This is a genomic window from Pseudomonas sp. H1_F01 (genome assembly GCF_054681425.1).
The window spans coordinates 2,297,353-2,313,014 of the sequence record NZ_CP162823.1 but is presented as its reverse complement, the minus strand read 5'-3'; the positions used below and the strand labels follow the sequence as shown (position 1 = coordinate 2,313,014).

12 protein-coding genes are annotated in these 15,662 nt (G+C 62.5%); 3 read left to right on the top strand and 9 right to left on the bottom strand.

The genetic code is table 11. From position 1 onward, the window contains the following. The first annotated feature begins 147 nt into the window (after positions 1 to 147). The gene (gene codB / locus AB4O09_RS10600) at positions 148 to 1,419 is read left to right on the top strand and encodes a cytosine permease (protein WP_013693924.1); all 1,272 of its coding nucleotides are present in this window, start codon (positions 148 to 150) and stop codon (positions 1,417 to 1,419) included. Positions 1,420 to 1,431: 12 nt separating this feature from the next. Beyond that, a complete protein-coding gene (codA, locus tag AB4O09_RS10595) occupies positions 1,432 to 2,679 on the top strand; it encodes a cytosine deaminase (RefSeq protein WP_027912968.1) in 1,248 nt (415 codons plus the stop codon). A 174-nt stretch (positions 2,680 to 2,853) separates the two neighbouring features. Here the strand turns inward: codA and AB4O09_RS10590 are convergent, their stop codons facing one another. Then, complete coding sequence (locus tag AB4O09_RS10590; RefSeq protein WP_460108168.1) at positions 2,854 to 3,846, bottom strand: diaminopimelate epimerase; 993 nt, start codon at positions 3,844 to 3,846, stop codon at positions 2,854 to 2,856. Positions 3,847 to 4,020: 174 nt separating this feature from the next. On the opposite strand from AB4O09_RS10590, the gene AB4O09_RS10585 reads away from it, so the two are divergent. Then, on the top strand, positions 4,021 to 5,172 hold the full coding sequence (locus AB4O09_RS10585) for an MFS transporter (protein WP_003203927.1): 1,152 nt from the start codon (positions 4,021 to 4,023) through the stop codon (positions 5,170 to 5,172). A 131-nt stretch (positions 5,173 to 5,303) separates the two neighbouring features. Here AB4O09_RS10585 and AB4O09_RS10580 read toward each other — a convergent pair whose 3' ends face one another. The 8 genes from AB4O09_RS10580 to AB4O09_RS10545 all read right to left on the bottom strand — a co-directional run bounded on the left by AB4O09_RS10580 (position 5,304) and on the right by AB4O09_RS10545 (position 15,450). Further along, complete coding sequence (locus AB4O09_RS10580; RefSeq protein WP_003203930.1) at positions 5,304 to 5,744, bottom strand: carboxymuconolactone decarboxylase family protein; 441 nt, start codon at positions 5,742 to 5,744, stop codon at positions 5,304 to 5,306. 269 nt (positions 5,745 to 6,013) lie between these two features. Beyond that, positions 6,014 to 7,456, bottom strand: coding sequence for a mechanosensitive ion channel family protein (locus tag AB4O09_RS10575; protein ID WP_003203932.1), 1,443 nt, complete (start codon positions 7,454 to 7,456; stop codon positions 6,014 to 6,016). Positions 7,457 to 7,664: 208 nt separating this feature from the next. Further along, positions 7,665 to 8,531, bottom strand: a complete 867-nt coding sequence (locus tag AB4O09_RS10570; protein ID WP_003203934.1) for a pirin family protein — start codon at positions 8,529 to 8,531, stop codon at positions 7,665 to 7,667. A gap of 168 nt (positions 8,532 to 8,699) precedes the next feature. Beyond that, a complete protein-coding gene (locus AB4O09_RS10565; protein WP_003203935.1) occupies positions 8,700 to 9,314 on the bottom strand; it encodes a response regulator transcription factor in 615 nt (204 codons plus the stop codon). A 114-nt stretch (positions 9,315 to 9,428) separates the two neighbouring features. Then, positions 9,429 to 9,863, bottom strand: a complete 435-nt coding sequence (locus tag AB4O09_RS10560) for a response regulator (RefSeq protein ID WP_028236688.1) — start codon at positions 9,861 to 9,863, stop codon at positions 9,429 to 9,431. A gap of 128 nt (positions 9,864 to 9,991) precedes the next feature. Next, positions 9,992 to 13,192, bottom strand: coding sequence for a transporter substrate-binding domain-containing protein (locus AB4O09_RS10555; RefSeq protein ID WP_003203938.1), 3,201 nt, complete (start codon positions 13,190 to 13,192; stop codon positions 9,992 to 9,994). 295 nt (positions 13,193 to 13,487) lie between these two features. Continuing rightward, positions 13,488 to 14,822: a lysine N(6)-hydroxylase/L-ornithine N(5)-oxygenase family protein gene (locus tag AB4O09_RS10550; RefSeq protein ID WP_123423077.1), complete on the bottom strand. Its 1,335-nt coding sequence runs from the start codon at positions 14,820 to 14,822 to the stop codon at positions 13,488 to 13,490. 145 nt (positions 14,823 to 14,967) lie between these two features. Further along, positions 14,968 to 15,450 carry a sigma-70 family RNA polymerase sigma factor gene (locus AB4O09_RS10545; RefSeq protein WP_003203940.1) on the bottom strand — a complete coding sequence of 161 codons (483 nt, stop codon included), beginning with the start codon at positions 15,448 to 15,450 and terminating at the stop codon, positions 14,968 to 14,970. Positions 15,451 to 15,662 lie beyond the last annotated feature (212 nt).

The following is a 15,662-nucleotide window of genomic DNA, read 5'->3' as shown; positions in this document are numbered from 1 at the left end:
GCTGTGTTCCAACTTGAATCACCGCCGCACCGCTTTCGATCCCTTCGCCCACCCAATCCCAAAGATTGTCTATAAATAACCTCGCGATCACTCGCTTGGCACGGCCGCTGCACGCTTGCGACATCCCTCATCCGCAAGGACCGCCACATGACTCAGAACGATCCGGGCAATGACTATCCCTTGAGCGAAGTCCCGATGCACGCTCGCAAGGGCCTGGCCTCCACGGCCATGGTGCTGCTGGGTTTCACCTTTTTCACCGCCACCATGTTTGCCGGCGGCAAGCTGGGGGTGGCGTTCGGTTTTGCCGAAATGCTCACGGTCATCGTCATCGGCAATCTGCTGCTGGGCCTCTATGCCGCCGGCCTGGGCTACATCGCCTTCAAGAGCGGGCTCAATTCGGTGCTGATGGGCCGTTTCTGTTTCGGCGAGGTGGGCAGCAAGCTCAGCGACTTGATCCTGGGGTTCACCCAGATCGGCTGGTACGCCTGGGGCACGGCGACCGCCGCGGTGGTGCTGGGCAAGTATTTCGAATTGAGCGAGGGCACCGTGCTCGGTTTGATGGTGCTGTTCGGCCTGGGCTTCTGTGCCACGGCCTACATCGGCTATCGCGGGCTGGAAATCCTCTCCTACATCGCCGTGCCGGCCATGATGTTGCTGCTGATGCTGTCGATGTGGGTCGCGACGGTGAAGGTCGGCGGCCTCGACGGCTTGCTGGCGATAGTGCCGACGGGCAGCCTCGACTGGTCCACCGCCATCACGCTGGTGTTCGGCACCTTCGTCAGCGGCGCGACCCAGGCGACCAACTGGACGCGGTTCTCCCGTTCGGCGAAGGTCGCGGTGCTGGCGAGCCTGATCGGCTTCTTCCTGGGTAACGGCCTGATGGTGCTGATCGGCGCCTACGGGGCCATCGTCTATCAACAGCCGGACGTGGTCGAGGTGCTACTGTTGCAGGGCTTCGCCATGGCAGCGATGGCCATGTTGCTGCTCAACATCTGGAGCACCCAGGACAACACCATCTACAATTTCGCCGTGGCCGGTTGCAACCTGCTGCGCACCCGCCGGCGCAAAACCGTAACCCTGGGCGGTGCGGTGATCGGCACGCTGCTGGCGCTGCTGGGCATGTACGATCTGCTGGTGCCATACCTGATCCTGCTGGGCACGGTGATCCCACCCATCGGCGGGGTAATCATGGCCGATTTCTTCTTCCGCTGGCGTGGTCGTTATCCGCGCCTGGCCGAGGCGCAACTGCCGGCGTTCAACTGGCCCGGGCTGTTGGCCTATGGAGTTGGCACCGTCGCGGCGTTCAATTCGCCATGGGTCGCGCCACTGGTAGGAATCGCTGCCGGCGCGCTAACGTATGTGCTATTGATCAGCGTAATGGGTACTCGCACCGCTGATGCGCCCCTACAAGACCTCTAAAGGATTCGCCTGATGCACATCATCAACGCCCGTCTGCGTAACCGTGAAGGCTTGCATGAACTGCACCTGGAAAACGGCCTGATCGCCAACATCGCCCGCCAGACCGAGGCACCCAGCCTCGGCCCGGAAGACCTCGATGCCGGCGGCAACCTGGTGGTCCCGCCCTTCGTTGAACCGCACATTCACCTGGACGCGACCCTCACTGCCGGCGAACCGCGCTGGAACATGAGCGGCACGCTGTTCGAAGGCATCGAGTGCTGGGGCGAACGCAAGGCCACCATCACCGAGGAAGACACCAAGACCCGCGCCAAGAAAACCATCCAGGCCCTCGCCGCCCATGGCATCCAGCATGTGCGCACCCACGTCGACGTGACCGACCCCGAGCTTACGGCGCTCAAGGCGCTGCTGGAGGTGCGCGAGGAAAGCCGTCACCTGATCGACATGCAAATCGTCGCGTTTCCCCAGGAAGGCATCGAGTCCTATCGCAACGGCCGCGAGCTGATGGAAGAAGCCATCCGCATGGGCGCCGACGTGGTGGGCGGCATCCCCCACTTCGAGTACACCCGCGACCAGGGCGTCAGCTCGGTGAAATTCCTCATGGACCTGGCCGAGCGCACCGGCTGCCTGGTGGATGTGCATTGCGACGAAACCGACGACCCGCACTCACGTTTCCTCGAAGTGCTCGCCGAAGAGGCCCGCAGCCGCGACATGGGCGCGCGCGTCACCGCCAGCCACACCACGGCCATGGGCTCCTACGACAACGCCTACTGCGCCAAACTGTTCCGCCTGCTCGGGCACTCGGGTATCAGCTTTGTCTCTTGCCCGACCGAAAGCATTCACCTGCAAGGGCGCTTCGATAACTTCCCCAAACGCCGCGGTGTCACCCGGGTCAATGAACTGCTCGAAGCCGGGATGAACGTGTGCTTCGGCCAGGACTCCATCGTCGACCCGTGGTACCCGCTGGGCAACGGCAACATCCTGCGGGTGCTGGAAGCCGGGCTGCACATCTGCCACATGCTCGGCTACCGCAACCTGCAAAGCGCCCTGGACCTGGTCACCGACAACAGCGCCAAGGCCATGGCCCTGGGCGAGCGCTACGGCCTGGAACCCGGGCGCCCGGCGAACCTGCTGATCCTGTCGGCGGACAGTGACTACGAAGTGATCCGCAGCCAGGGCTTGCCGCTCTACTCGATACGCAACGGCCAAGTGCTGATGAAGCGGCAGATGCCGGTGGTGGAGTTTGCGCAGCAGTTGAACTGAATAGCGGTGGGTCAGTTGCATCCAGGTTGGATGTACTGCCGCCTTCGCGAGCAAGCCCGCTCCCACAAGGGGATCCTCAGTGGACATGAATGTTGTGTCCAACACCGATCCACTGTGGGAGCGGGCTTGCTCGCGAAGACGGCATCGGCCACACCGCAAAACATCCAGAAAACGCTACGACACAAGCCGCGCCGTCCCAAACAGCCTGACCCGCACCAACTCACCCGCCTCTTCTTCCAGCAAAATCGGCGCAGTGCCCCCCGGCATCACCACACTCACCGCCCCCGCCTGCACCCAGCCCACCCGCCACGCCGCACTGGCCACGGCACTGGCGCTGGTGCCCGAGGAAGCCGTGGGTCCCTCACCTCGCTCGAACACCCGGGCCGCGATTCGCCCTTCGGCTTCGTGCCAGGCCCATTGCAGATTCACCCCCCTCGGGCACGGGACGCCGGCCCCACCGGGCACCGCATAAGCAATCCGAGTCAGGCTTTGCGACAGCGCCGCAGCACGCATCTGCGAATTGCCCGGCAACGCCTCGACACCCGCCACCAGCGTCACGCAATGAGGATTGCCGATACTCACTAACTGGCTGTGGCCCCACGCTGGGTTCAACTGGTGAAGCGCCGCCACACGGCTGACATCGCACTGGTTGAACATCACGCTTTCGACCTCCTGGGCGCCAACAGCCTGGGCCCCGAACAGCGGTTTGCCCAGGTCCAGCCAGAAGCCTTGAACGCCGTCGAACTCAGCGGCACGAACCGAGGTTTGCAACGGTGACAAGCCGTCGGGTTTATCGTGATGAACCTGCAGCACACACTCACCCGCGCCTGGCATCAAACCTTGCGCTTGCAACGCCTGGGAGAAAATCGTCAGGCCATTGCCGCTGCGCTCGGCCAGGGTGCCGTCGGTGTTGACGATCAACAGATCAAAAGGCGGTTCGCTCTGGAACGGGCCGATCAACAGGCCGTCACTGCGATGGGCCTTGGCGTCCGGCGGCGCCTCATCCGGTGCCCAGGCGCAGAACGCGTGCACGGCAGCCGTTGACCAGGACTCACGCGCCTGGGCAGCCTGGACGGCTGACTGGGGCAGACCAATGCCGTGGTCACGGACCTGCTGCGGTGAAACGACTCCATAGATATTGCCGCGCGCGTCGTAAAACTTCGTCATGGACCAAACCCGGTATCAGCCAGCAGGGGCCGGTACTTTATGCTGGCAAAGGCTGTGAGAGCAAAGCCTGCACGTTGGCCGGCACCTTGGGGTCGCAGTGCGGTCAGTGGATATGCAAGCATAGGCCCCTACCCGCCGCACCGCACCACACCGCCCGAAAGCCAAGGACGTTTCATGACTGCCATTACGCCCCCGCCCACCTTTATTCCCGGACGCCTGGAACAGATGTCCACCCGCATCGCCTATCTCATCGCCGGCATCGGCATCGCCGCCTGGGCGCCGCTGGTGCCTTACGCCAAGGTGCGGGCGAACCTGGATGAAGGCACCCTCGGGTTGCTGCTGTTATGCCTGGGGGTCGGGTCGATCCTGGCGATGCCGATTTCCGGCGCGCTGGCGGCGCGGTTCGGCTGCCGGCGGGTGCTTAGCGGCGGCACGATTCTGATCTGCCTGGCGTTGCCGTTGCTGGCGACGATGACCTCCCTGCCCTGGCTGGTGGCCGCATTGTTCCTGTTTGGCGCCGGGCTCGGCACCGTGGACTCGACCGTGAACCTGCAAGCGGTGATTGTCGAGCGGGCCAGTGGCAAGACCATGATGTCGGGTTTCCACGGCATGTTCAGCCTCGGCGGGATCATTGGCGCGGCGGGTGTGAGTGCCCTGCTTGGCCTGGGGCTTTCGCCGCTGGGGGCGACGCTGGTGGTCAATGGGGTGCTGCTGGTGGCGTTGTTCAAGGCTGCGCCGCACCTGCTGCCCTACGGCAGCGAAAGCTCGGGACCGGCGTTCGCCATTCCCCACGGCGTGGTGCTGTTTATCGGCATCCTGTGCTTCATCGTGTTCCTGGCCGAAGGCGCGGTGCTGGACTGGAGCGCCGTGTTCCTGACCACCGAACGCGCGGTGGATACCGCTTATGCCGGACTCGGTTATGCCGCCTTCGCGCTGACCATGACCGTCGGCCGGCTGACCGGCGATTCAGTGGTGCATCGCCTGGGGGCCAAACGCGTGATCATCTATGGCGGATCGATCGCGGCAGCCGGATTCCTGTTGGCGACCCTCGCACCGATGTGGCAAGCCGCGCTGCTGGGTTATGCGTTGGTGGGCGCCGGGTGTTCGAACATCGTGCCGGTGCTCTACACCGCCGTCGGCAAACAGACCTTGATGCCAGAGGCCATCGCTGTTCCGGCCATCACCACCATCGGCTATGCCGGCATCCTTGCCGGCCCGGCGCTGATCGGCTTCGTCGCCCATGGCAGCAGCCTGAGCATTGCCTTCGGGTTGATTGCGATATCGCTGGTGGCGGTGGCGGCCAGTGGCAAAGTGTTGAAGGTCTGAGGCCTCCACGGACCTGTGGGAGCAAGGCTTGCCCGCGATGAAGATGACGCGGTCCTTTTGAGACCGAGGTGTCTTCATCGCGAGCAAGCTTTGCTCCCACAGGCTTGCCCCCACAGGTATTTTTCTTCTGATTACGCCTCAGGCATCTTGCGAAAGCCCACTGCCAAGCGGTTCCAGCCATTGATGGCGTTGATCGCCACGGTCAGGTCGACCATTTCCTTGGGGCTGAAGTGCTCGCTCAACAGGGCATAGTCCGCGTCCGGGGCATGGGTGTCGCTCAGGCGGGTCAGGGCTTCGGTCCAGGCCAGAGCGGCGCGCTCACGGCCGGTGAAGAACGGCGCTTCACGCCAGGCAGTCACGGCGTACAGCCGACGCTCGGTCTCGCCGTCCTTGCGGGCATCGGCGGTGTGCATGTCGATGCAGAAGGCGCAGCCATTGATTTGCGAGGAGCGCAGCTTGACCAGCTCCAGCAGGGACTTCTCCAGGCCCAGCTTCGAGACGGCGGTTTCCAGGGCCAGCATGGCTTTGAAAGCGTCAGGGGACGCGGTGTAGAAATCGATGCGCGGTTGCATGGTGAACTCCAGAACAATTGGGTGTGGCGCTACGTTAGCCGTGCAGTGGCGCGGTACAAATAGCCAATTGTTGGGAAGTTCGGGTGGCCAATGGGAGACCGATGCTGATCCTTTGAGAAGAACACGAATCTATCGTGGCGAGGGGATTGTGGGAGCAAGGCTTGCCCGCGATGGGTGCGATGCAGTCCTTCAGAGATCGAGGCGCCGGTTTCGCGAGCAAGCTCTGCTCCCACACAGCGAGGGAGCGGTGCTTGTCGTTCAGATACGGTTCAAGCCCGATTGCGCAACCACTGCAGGAAGCGTTTCTTGGCGACCGGCTTGGGGGCTTCGCGGGTCAGGTTCTGGGCGAGGTGCATGCGTACGTCCAGCAGGTTTTTCATCGCGTCGTTGATGTCGCGACGGGCTTCGAGGCAAGGCTTGAGGTAGCTGTTCTCGATGCGGTACAGGGTGCAGAAAGTCTTGGCGGAAAAATTCGCCAGCGCCGCCTGCTCGGCAACGATCCCGGCTTCGCCGATCACCTCCCCCGGCCCCATGCGCCCGCCCTCGAGTGGCTGGCCGTTGCGCATGAGGGTCACGCTGACCACCCCGGACTCGATGATGAACAGATGATCGCTGACCTCCCCGGCCGCCAGGATCACATCACCCGCACGGAAGGTCTGCAGGGTCATGTTCTGGCTGAAGGTATCTTTCTCGTCCTGGCGCAAGGTAGAGAAAATGTTCGAGCTTTCCAGCAAGGCCCTGGGTCGCGACACCTCCTGGGGCACCGCGCTTTCACTGGTGGACAACAGGCTCACGCCCGACGCCTGCAAATGCCGGAACGCCAGGTCGAACAGTTGGTTGCGCACCGTGCGCTTCTGGGCCATGGAGGCAACGAACCCGCTGATCTCGTACTCCGCCCCGCCACTGCCGCTGCTTTTGAGCGTCACGCAGGGGGCCGGGACGGCGAGCAAGGAACGACAGCCGATCATCGCCCGCTCCAACGCGTCGATCACGGTTTGTGGCCGCGCGTGAGGGCTGACCTGGATACTGATGGACAAACCATGGACGTCGCTGGGTCGACTGAAGTTGATGACCTTGGCCTTTGCCGCCAACGAGTTGGGAATCACCGCCATGCTGCCCTGGGCGGTCTGCAAGCGCGTGGCTCGCCAGTCGATGTCAGTGACCCGGCCTTCGGTGCCGTCGATGGAAATCCAGTCATCGAGCTGATAAGGCTTGGTGGTGTTGAGCACGATTCCGGAGAACACATCGCTGAGGGTGCTCTGCAAGGCCAGGCCGACGATGATCGCCATCGCGCCGGACGTCGCCAGCACGCCTTTGACCGGCAAATCCAGCACGTAGGCCATTGCGGCGATGACGGCGATCAGGAAAATCACCGCGCCGAGCAAGTCCTGCAACAAACGCCCGGTATGGCCGACCCGTTGCATCATCGCCGCGCCGATCAGCACCGTCAGGGTTCGCGCGGCAAACAGCCACCAGGCGATCTGCAGGCCGGTCGCGGCCAAGTGCCGCGGCACATCCTCGACCCACTGCGCCGGGACCATGGGGTTGAGGCCTTCGTTGAACAGCAGCACGCTGAACAGCGAAAAAATCACCAGCCGTGCGCCGACTTTCCAATAGATCCGATCCGCACTGACCAGGCGCCACATCAACAGGTCGAGCACCAGCAGCGCCAGGGAACAGAGCAGCGGGTGCTCGGAGATCAGAGACAGCATCGGGACAGCTCCAGGAAGGCGATTGGCGAAGATTGGCACAGAATGACCACGCTGTAGAGCTCCTCACAAAACTCCTGTGGGAGCGAGCTCGCTCGCGATTGCGGTGTATCAGCCAATGACTCATCGACTATCAGACTGCTATCGCGAGCAAGCTCGCTCCCACACAAGCTCGCTCCCACACTGGGTTCTGGGTGGCTGTTGTTTCGCCTCAATCCTCCATCCGACCAAAACGCCCGGAGTGGAAATCGTTGAAGGCCTGGTGGATTTCCTGCTCGCTGTTCATCACGAACGGACCATGGCCGACGATGGGTTCGTCGATCGGCTCGCCACTGAGTAGCAGCACCACCGCGTCGTTATTGGCTTGCAGGCTCAATTGGTCGCCAGCCCGGTCGAACAGGGCCATCTGCCCGGCCTCGACCCGTTCGCGACCATTGGCCTGGACCGAGCCTCGCAAGACCACCAAGGCGGTGTTGTGGCCTTCGTGCAGGTCGAGAATGAGGTTTTTCCCGGCATTCAAGCGGATGTCCCAGACATCGATAGGCGTGAAGGTCCTGGCGGGGCCTTGATGCCCTTCGAAGCGCCCGGCGATCAGGCGCAGACTGCCGGCGTTGTCTTTCAGGGCGATGTTCGGAATGTCGCCCTTGAGGATCGTCTGGTAGCCGGCCGGGGCCATCTTGTCCTTGGCAGGCAGGTTGACCCACAACTGGACCATCTCCATGAACCCGCCCTGCCGGGCGAAGGCTTCGGAGTGGAACTCTTCGTGGATGATGCCGGACGCGGCGGTCATCCATTGCACGTCGCCGGGACCGATCTTGCCGCCGCTGCCGGTGGAATCACGGTGCTCCAGTTCGCCCTGGTAGACGATGGTCACGGTTTCGAAACCGCGATGCGGGTGCTGGCCGACGCCACGACGCTCGGTGGTGGGCGTGAATTCAGTCGGGGCGGCGTGGTCCAGCAGCAGGAACGGGCTGACGTGCTTGCCCAGGTTGTCATAGGAAAACAGCGTGCGAACCTGGAAGCCATCGCCGACCCAATGGGGCCGCGGACTGGTGTAGAGGCCGATGATGTTTTTCATGCTGTGTCTCCAAAAATCAGGCGCTGCGATTCAATGGACACAGCTTAGAACCGACACCTTTGCAGCACTAGACTGCAAAAACCGGCCTTAGCGTTCTATTTAGAGAACAGCGATCAAAAAACTGTGGGAGCGAGCAGGCTCGCTCCCACATTATTTGGTGTAACTCATTCAAAGGTGATTGCGCTTGGCAAACTCCGACAGCCCCACCAAGGATTTCAGGCCGAGCTTTTCCAACAGCCGAGTCTTGTAGGTGCTGACGGTTTTTGGGCTCAGGAACAGGCTTTCGGCGATGTCCTTGCCGCGCATGCCCATGGCCAGCATGCGCAGGATGGACAACTCGCGGGCGGAGAGGCTTTCCAGGGCCTGCTGTTCGCTGCGTTGCTGAAAATCCAGCCTGACGGACATTTGTGGAAAATAGGCATAACCGGATTTCAAGGCCTGGATGGCCTTGGTCAGTTCCTTGAGGTCGCTTTTCTTGGTCACAAAACCTCGGGCCCCGGCCGAGATGCAGCGGTTGCAGAAGTGCTGCGCATCCTGGGAAGTGAACACCAGCACGCTGCATTCAGGGAACTGGGCCATGATCCAGACCAGCAGGTCCAGGCCATCGAAACCGTTCATCACCAGGTCGAGGATCACCAGGTCCGGCGCGCACTCCTTGATGAGGGCCCTGGCATCAGCCGTGCCGCCGGCGTCCCGGATGTGGGTGAACGCCTCATTCTGGCAAATAAGCCGCAGCGCCCCTCGTATGACAGGGTGGTCATCCACGATCAACACGTCTTTCAAGGCAATTCCCCAGGTCATTACAAACGGCACCGGCGCCATGACTGCACCGGACTCTTGCACAAGCGCCAGGTCCTGCCACCTGTCAGATCCGACAGTGCAGACCAGCGGTCTTTCTCAGCGTCCACGGCCCTGCCTGAGGGCACGCGTCCACGGTTGCAACGACTCACTGGCTTGAGGGTCGACCCGCTCCATCAGGCGCCGCAGGGAGGCAAGGTCAGGCAGTGGCGCCTGGCTCAGGTGCATGCTCGATCGGCGCGCGACAGGCACCGGCGACAGGCTGGCCGGTTGCGCGTTGTAAATCATCCCGTGACGAACCTGTGGGCTATAGATAACAAAATCGTGCAAGTCCAACGCCCCGCTTGCCAGCCCGGCATTGACGACAATCAGGTCGAAGGGCTCGCTGCCGTACTCCACCAGCGTCAGCAACTCTTGCACATGGCTCACGGGGACAATCCGGAAATAGCCCTGTTGATTGAACAGGCGCTCCAGCACGATTCGATGAGCATGGTGTGGGTCGGCAATCAAGATACGGAGTGCTTTGTTCGGCATGGCAAGCTTTCCAATAGCAACGCGACAGGTAGAAACCGGCTCAAGAACATTAAGGGTCGTCAGGCTAGAGGAAGCTTTTGAAAGACGATGTAGGACTATTCCTAAAATGAAGCCAGACGAAGCCCTTGTTAGGTCTTCAGTTGTTCCGCCAGGTGCTCGATGGCTTGGCGAATATCTTCCACGGCTTGGGCGAGCAACAACGTGTCGTCGCCCCGACAAGCGTTTTCCAGCGCTTCGCAGGCGGCGATCAGGCGTTGCGCCTGAACGATCCGCGCTCCACCCTTGATCCGGTGCGCCAGGTCCGCCAGGCCCGGCAAGTCTTGTCGGCTGGACAGATGCAACAGTCGCGCTAGATCGTCGGCATTGCTGCTGACCAGTTCTTCCAGCAGTGCCCTGATGGCGGTCGTGTCGCCGCCGGTCAGTTGTTCCAGGCTGGTCAAATCGATGCCGTCGTCGGGCTGAGGCGCCCCCACGTCCGGCGTGACCGAAGCCAGGCACGCGTTGAGCGCCCGAAGACTGATGGGTTTGAACAGGCAATCGTCCATCCCGGCCTCGGCGCAGCGGTCCTTTTCCTCAGGTTGGGCATTGGCCGTGAACCCCAGGATCACCCCGGGCGAGAGGTTTTGCGCATGCTCTTCGTCGCGAATGGCCCGCGCCAGTTCATAGCCGCTCATCAAGGGCATGTTGCAATCAGTGATGACCACATCGAAGTGCTCGCTGCGCCAGGCGTGCAGACCTTCGACACCGTTCTGCGCTTCCTGGACACGATGGCCCAGGTAGCCCAGTTGCTGGGACAGCAACAAGCGATTGGCCGGGTAGTCGTCGACCACCAGGATACTCAGCGCCCGGCCCGGCACCAGCGCCTCGGCCTCGACAGGCGGCGCGGTCGGCAAGGCATCGAGCAGGGGCAGGTCCAGCAGGATCTCGACCTGCGTGCCCGCCCCCGCCGCGCTGCGCAACGTCAGGGTGCCGCCCATCATTTCGCACAACGTGCGGCTGATGACCAACCCCAGCCCGGAACCGCTGCGGGCCGACTGGGTCGTGTGGGTGGCCTGGGTAAAGGGGCTGAACAGGCGACGCTGGTCCTCAGGCGAAATCCCGCAGCCGGTGTCCTCGACTCGCAGGCAAATGCCCAGGCGCCCGTGTTCAACGTCCGGCTCGCCGCTCACACTCAGGCGCACCTCGCCCTGGTCGGTGAACTTGATGGCGTTGCTCAACAGGTTCGAGACGATCTGCTTGAAGCGCAACGGGTCGATCAACACGTCACGGTTGACCCCGGCGTCCAGCACCCGTTGCAAGCGCAGGTGTTTCTGCCGGGCCAGGCCCTCGAAAATCCGCGCCACCGACTCGGTCAATTCGTGCAGATTGGCCCGTTGCGGCGCCAGCGACAGCTTGCCCGACTCAATGCGAGCGATGTCGAGGATGTCGCCGATCAAGTCCAGCATGCCATGGGCGGCCCCCGACGCGACCTCGATGGCGAACCGGTCCACGACGCCTTGGTCGGCTTTTTTCAGGGCCAGTTCCAGCAGGCCGATCACCGCGTTCATCGGTGTGCGGATCTCATGGCTCATGGTCGCCACGAAGGTGGTCTTGGCCCGATTGGCGTCGTCGGCGCTTTCCTTGGCGACGCGCAATTGCTCCAGCAGGCGCCGCAAGTAAATGACCCAGCCCAAGGTCACCAGCAACAGCAGCGCAGCGACAGTGAACCCCTGGAGAATCGTGGTGCGGTTGCGCAGCCAGTAACTGTCGTCGATCACTACCTCACTGCGCCAGCGGTTGGTCAGCTCGTCCATCTCTTCGGGAGAAATGCTCAACAGCGCCTTGTCGAGAATCGAGTAAAGCTCCAATGCGCCCCGGTTCGTCGCCAACGCAACGCGCGCGGGCAAGGTGCCGACAGTACTGGTGACCTGCAGCTTGTCGCGATACTGGCGGGAGATCATGTAGCGGGCGCTGATCAACGGATTGACCGCAGCGTCCGCCGTGCCGGCGGCGACCATGGCCATGGCGTCGGCGGTGTTTTGTGCCGTCACCAACTGCACGCGGGGGAACTGCTCCAGCAGGAACTCGCGCAACACGCTGCCGCGCACCAGCGCCAGGCGCTTGCCAGCCATCTGGTCCAGGGTTAGCGGGCCCTTGGCCCGAGCGGGCACCACAAGCACGAACGGATTCGTCAGGTACGGTCGGGTAAAGCGCAACTCGTCTTCGAGTTCGGTGCTGGGTATGGCGGTCGCCAAGACATCGGCCTTGCCGCTCTTGATCTGGCCGATCAAATCGTCAACCGAGCCGCCACGCTGCACATCGAATTTCAAACCGGTGCGCAAGCTGATCCTCGCCAGCACATCGGCGCCGATACCGCGCAAATGGCCCTGTTCATCGAAGAACGTCAGCGGCAGGAAGTTTTCGTTGGCGGCGACTTTGATCCGTGGGTGGGCATCCAGCCAGCGCTGCTCCTTGACGCTGAAATGCAGTGCCTGCTGCCCTGGCAGGCTCACGCCGCCGGCACTCCAGCGCCGCAGGATGCTCATGTGTTCGCTGGCGGGAATGGCTTGCAGCGCGGCATTGATGATGCGCAACAGGCGCGCGTTGTCGCGACTGACCGCGAAGGCGAACGGCTGCACTTCCATGCGCGAGAAATCGGCCAGTTGAATATTGTTCAGGTAATTCTTGCTGATCAGGTAGTTGGAACTGATCGAATCCCCCAGATAAACGTCGGCCTGACCAAACGCCACGGCACCGATGGCGCTCAAGGTCGAGGGGAACAACCGCAAGGAAGCCTCGGGATAAAACGCCTCGACCGTCTCCGGCGGCAAGTAGTGATACAGCATCGCCACGCGCTTGCCCGCCAGGTCGGTGGGCAAGTCCTGGCTGTCGTCGATGCGGGCCACGAGGGTGGGCAGGTCATCGGCATAGGCCTGGGACATCGCCAGGTCCCGATCGGCGGCTTCGAAGCCGTTGGCGGTGCCGAGCATGTCGATCTCACCGCCGCGCAGGGCCTGGAGCGATTCGGCACGGGATGGATAGCGCTGGACCTGCACCTTGACGTGCAGGAGTTGCCCGAGCAATTGCGCATAGTCGGCGGTCAGGCCTTCATAGTCGCGACCATTGCCGGTGATGCTGAACGGCGCGTAGTCCGGCGCCGAGGCGCCCAGTTGCAACGGGCCCTTCTGGCGCAGCCAGGTCCAGTCGGCATCGTCCAGGGACACCGAATAATCGCTCACATTGGAGCGCCCGAGCACCTGCAGCGCCTCGGGGGCCGCGCCCACCGGTGGCACCACACTCAATGAGCCCAGCAACAGCGCCACCAGGCCTGTGCGAAGAAGCAGCATCATCTGGTCAGGGTGTTTCGCTTGGCGTAGTCGGCCCGGCGCACCGTCGACTGCACATTCAGTCAGGGTGGACCGGCTGAGGGGTTCAGACTGCCAATACGAGGGAACAGCGAACCGAGCCTTTCAAACAGCAGGAGGCTGTGAAGTGAGTGTAGGAAGTTTCTGAAGAATTTCCTGCGAGTGACCCAAGGCCAGGCCTATGACCTGTGGGAGCGAGCTTGCTCGCGATGGCGTCAGTTCAGCCAATATTGAAGTGACTGACACTACGCCTTCGCGAGCAAGCTCGCTCCCACAGGGCCTATACGGCGGCAAGCAACTGATCGCGCACCGGACGCGCCTGCCCGCGATTGTTCCCGTGCTCATACAGCGAGCCGGCGATTTCATCGGCGCGCACCGGCAGGATTGACAGCAAGGTGTCGCTCAGGCCATGGCTGGCCTGGCAGAAGCCCTGCATGTAGATCGCCGCCTTGCAGCGCTCGTCGGTGATCAGCTTGTAGTTGCGATCCACCTCGAAATCCCCCAGGTACTGAGCCAGCGGCTCCAGCAGGGTGCGGTGCATCTGCCGCTCGTAACCGGTGGCCAGCACCACGGCGTCATAGCGGCGCACGGTCAGTTCGCCGGTGGCGTTGTTGCGCACTGCCAGCTCCACGCCGGCGTCGGTGGCCGTGGCCTTCTCCACCGTCGTGAGAGTGCGGAACGCATGACGGGCGATGCCGGAGACTTTCTGGCGATAAAAAATCCCGTAGATGCGTTCGATCAGGTCGATGTCCACCACCGAATAGTTGGTGTTGTGGTACTCGTTGACCAGGCGCTCGCGCTCGCTGTGGGGTTGCTGGAACACCAGGTTGGTGAACTCCGGCGAGAACACTTCGTTGACGAACGGGCTGTCGTCCGCCGGCTTGAGGGCCGAGCCGCGCAGGATCATGTCGACCTGCACCGAAGGGAAGCTGTCGTTGAGGTCGATGAAGGCCTCCGCCGCGCTCTGCCCACCGCCGATGATCGCGATGTTCATCGGCTGGCCCTTCACGCACGGCTGGCTCGCCATACGCGCCAGGTACTGGGAATGGTGGAACACCCGCGCGTCGTCCTTGAACGCCTTGAACGCCTCGGGGATGCGCGCCGTGCCGCCGGCACTGACCACCAGCGCACGGCTGCTGCGGACCAATTCTTCGCCCTGGACATTGCGGGAAATCACCCGCAGCGCCTCGACCTGCTGGTTGTGCAGCAGCGGTTCGATGCGCAGTACTTCTTCGCCATAGCGACTCTGCTCGGTGAAATGCCCGGCCACCCAGCGCAGGTAGTCATTGAACTCCATGCGGCACGGGTAGAAGGTGCCGAGGTTGATGAAGTCCACCAGGCGGCCATGGTGCTTGAGGTAATTGACGAACGAATACGGGCTGGTCGGGTTGCGCAGGGTCACCAGGTCCTTGAGAAAGGAAATCTGCAACTCGCTCTGAGTCACCAGGGTGTTGCCGTGCCAGCGGTAGTCGGCCTGCTTGTCGAGGAACAGCACGTCCAGCTCGCCCTGGACCGACCCGCGCTCCTGCAGCGCGATGGCCAGCGCCAGGTTCGAGGGGCCGAAACCGATGCCGATCAAGTCGTGAACGATGGGCGATGCAATTGCCTGTGTCATGTCCAGTGTCCTCTGGAAAAGCCCTCAACAGGGCGCGAAAAGCCTGGGGTGACCTGCCCAGCGTTTAGGGGGCCAACAAGTCGTGTGTTGAGAGGAACGAGGACAATGAAAAAAAATTTACCGCGAGGCGACCGGCGTGGGCAGATTAATGCGCGTCCCACTGCCGCACGCGAACGCGGCAGTGCTTCATGGCGTTGACGATGTGTTTTTCCACCAGTGCCCGGGAAATGCCCAGGCGCTCGGCGATTTGCGGGTGGGACAGGCCTTCGAGCTTGCGCAGCAGGAAGCTCTCGCGGCACAGCGGCGGCAGCTCGGCCAGGGCACGCTGGAGCATGTCCAGGCGCTGGCCGTGGTCGAGACTGGAATGGGGCGACGGGGTGAAGAAGCGCTCTTCGCTGTCCAGCACCTCCAGGGATTCGACCTGGCGCAGGGTATTGCGCCGATGCCCGTCGATCACCAGGTTCAATGCCGTGCGATAGAGGAACGCCCGGGGCTGTTCAATGGGGGTGTCGCTGGCGCGCTCCAGCACCCGTACATAGGCGTCATGCACCACATCCTCGGCCGCCTGGCGGTTGCCTAGCCTGGCGTTCAGGAAACACACCAGCTCGCGATAGTAGTTTTCCAACATGACTCCCGTGCGCAATGGCTGCGACCGCTATCCGTGCCCACTCGGCATGCCCGGGACAGGCAATGGCACGATGGTGGCAGATTCAATCGCGTAATTTATAGTAATTCTCATATAGATTTAAAGCTTTGGTTTGTATCCGGGCTGATTCATTCATTTGCAGTGGCGCCGAGAACCGCTGTTGTGGCGAGGGAGCTTGCTCCCGCTCCTACAAG

Excerpts from the sequence above, each read along its gene's own strand:
- codB (WP_013693924.1), top strand. The coding sequence starts at position 148 with ATGACTCAGAACGATCCGGGCAATGACTATCCCTTGAGCGAAGTCCCG.
- codA (WP_027912968.1), top strand. The coding sequence starts at position 1,432 with ATGCACATCATCAACGCCCGTCTGCGTAACCGTGAAGGCTTGCATGAA.
- AB4O09_RS10590 (WP_460108168.1), bottom strand. The coding sequence starts at position 3,846 with ATGACGAAGTTTTACGACGCGCGCGGCAATATCTATGGAGTCGTTTCA.
- AB4O09_RS10585 (WP_003203927.1), top strand. The coding sequence starts at position 4,021 with ATGACTGCCATTACGCCCCCGCCCACCTTTATTCCCGGACGCCTGGAA.
- AB4O09_RS10580 (WP_003203930.1), bottom strand. The coding sequence starts at position 5,744 with ATGCAACCGCGCATCGATTTCTACACCGCGTCCCCTGACGCTTTCAAA.
- AB4O09_RS10575 (WP_003203932.1), bottom strand. The coding sequence starts at position 7,456 with ATGCTGTCTCTGATCTCCGAGCACCCGCTGCTCTGTTCCCTGGCGCTG.
- AB4O09_RS10570 (WP_003203934.1), bottom strand. The coding sequence starts at position 8,531 with ATGAAAAACATCATCGGCCTCTACACCAGTCCGCGGCCCCATTGGGTC.
- AB4O09_RS10560 (WP_028236688.1), bottom strand. The coding sequence starts at position 9,863 with ATGCCGAACAAAGCACTCCGTATCTTGATTGCCGACCCACACCATGCT.
- AB4O09_RS10555 (WP_003203938.1), bottom strand. The coding sequence starts at position 13,192 with ATGATGCTGCTTCTTCGCACAGGCCTGGTGGCGCTGTTGCTGGGCTCA.
- AB4O09_RS10550 (WP_123423077.1), bottom strand. The coding sequence starts at position 14,822 with ATGACACAGGCAATTGCATCGCCCATCGTTCACGACTTGATCGGCATC.
- AB4O09_RS10545 (WP_003203940.1), bottom strand. The coding sequence starts at position 15,450 with ATGTTGGAAAACTACTATCGCGAGCTGGTGTGTTTCCTGAACGCCAGG.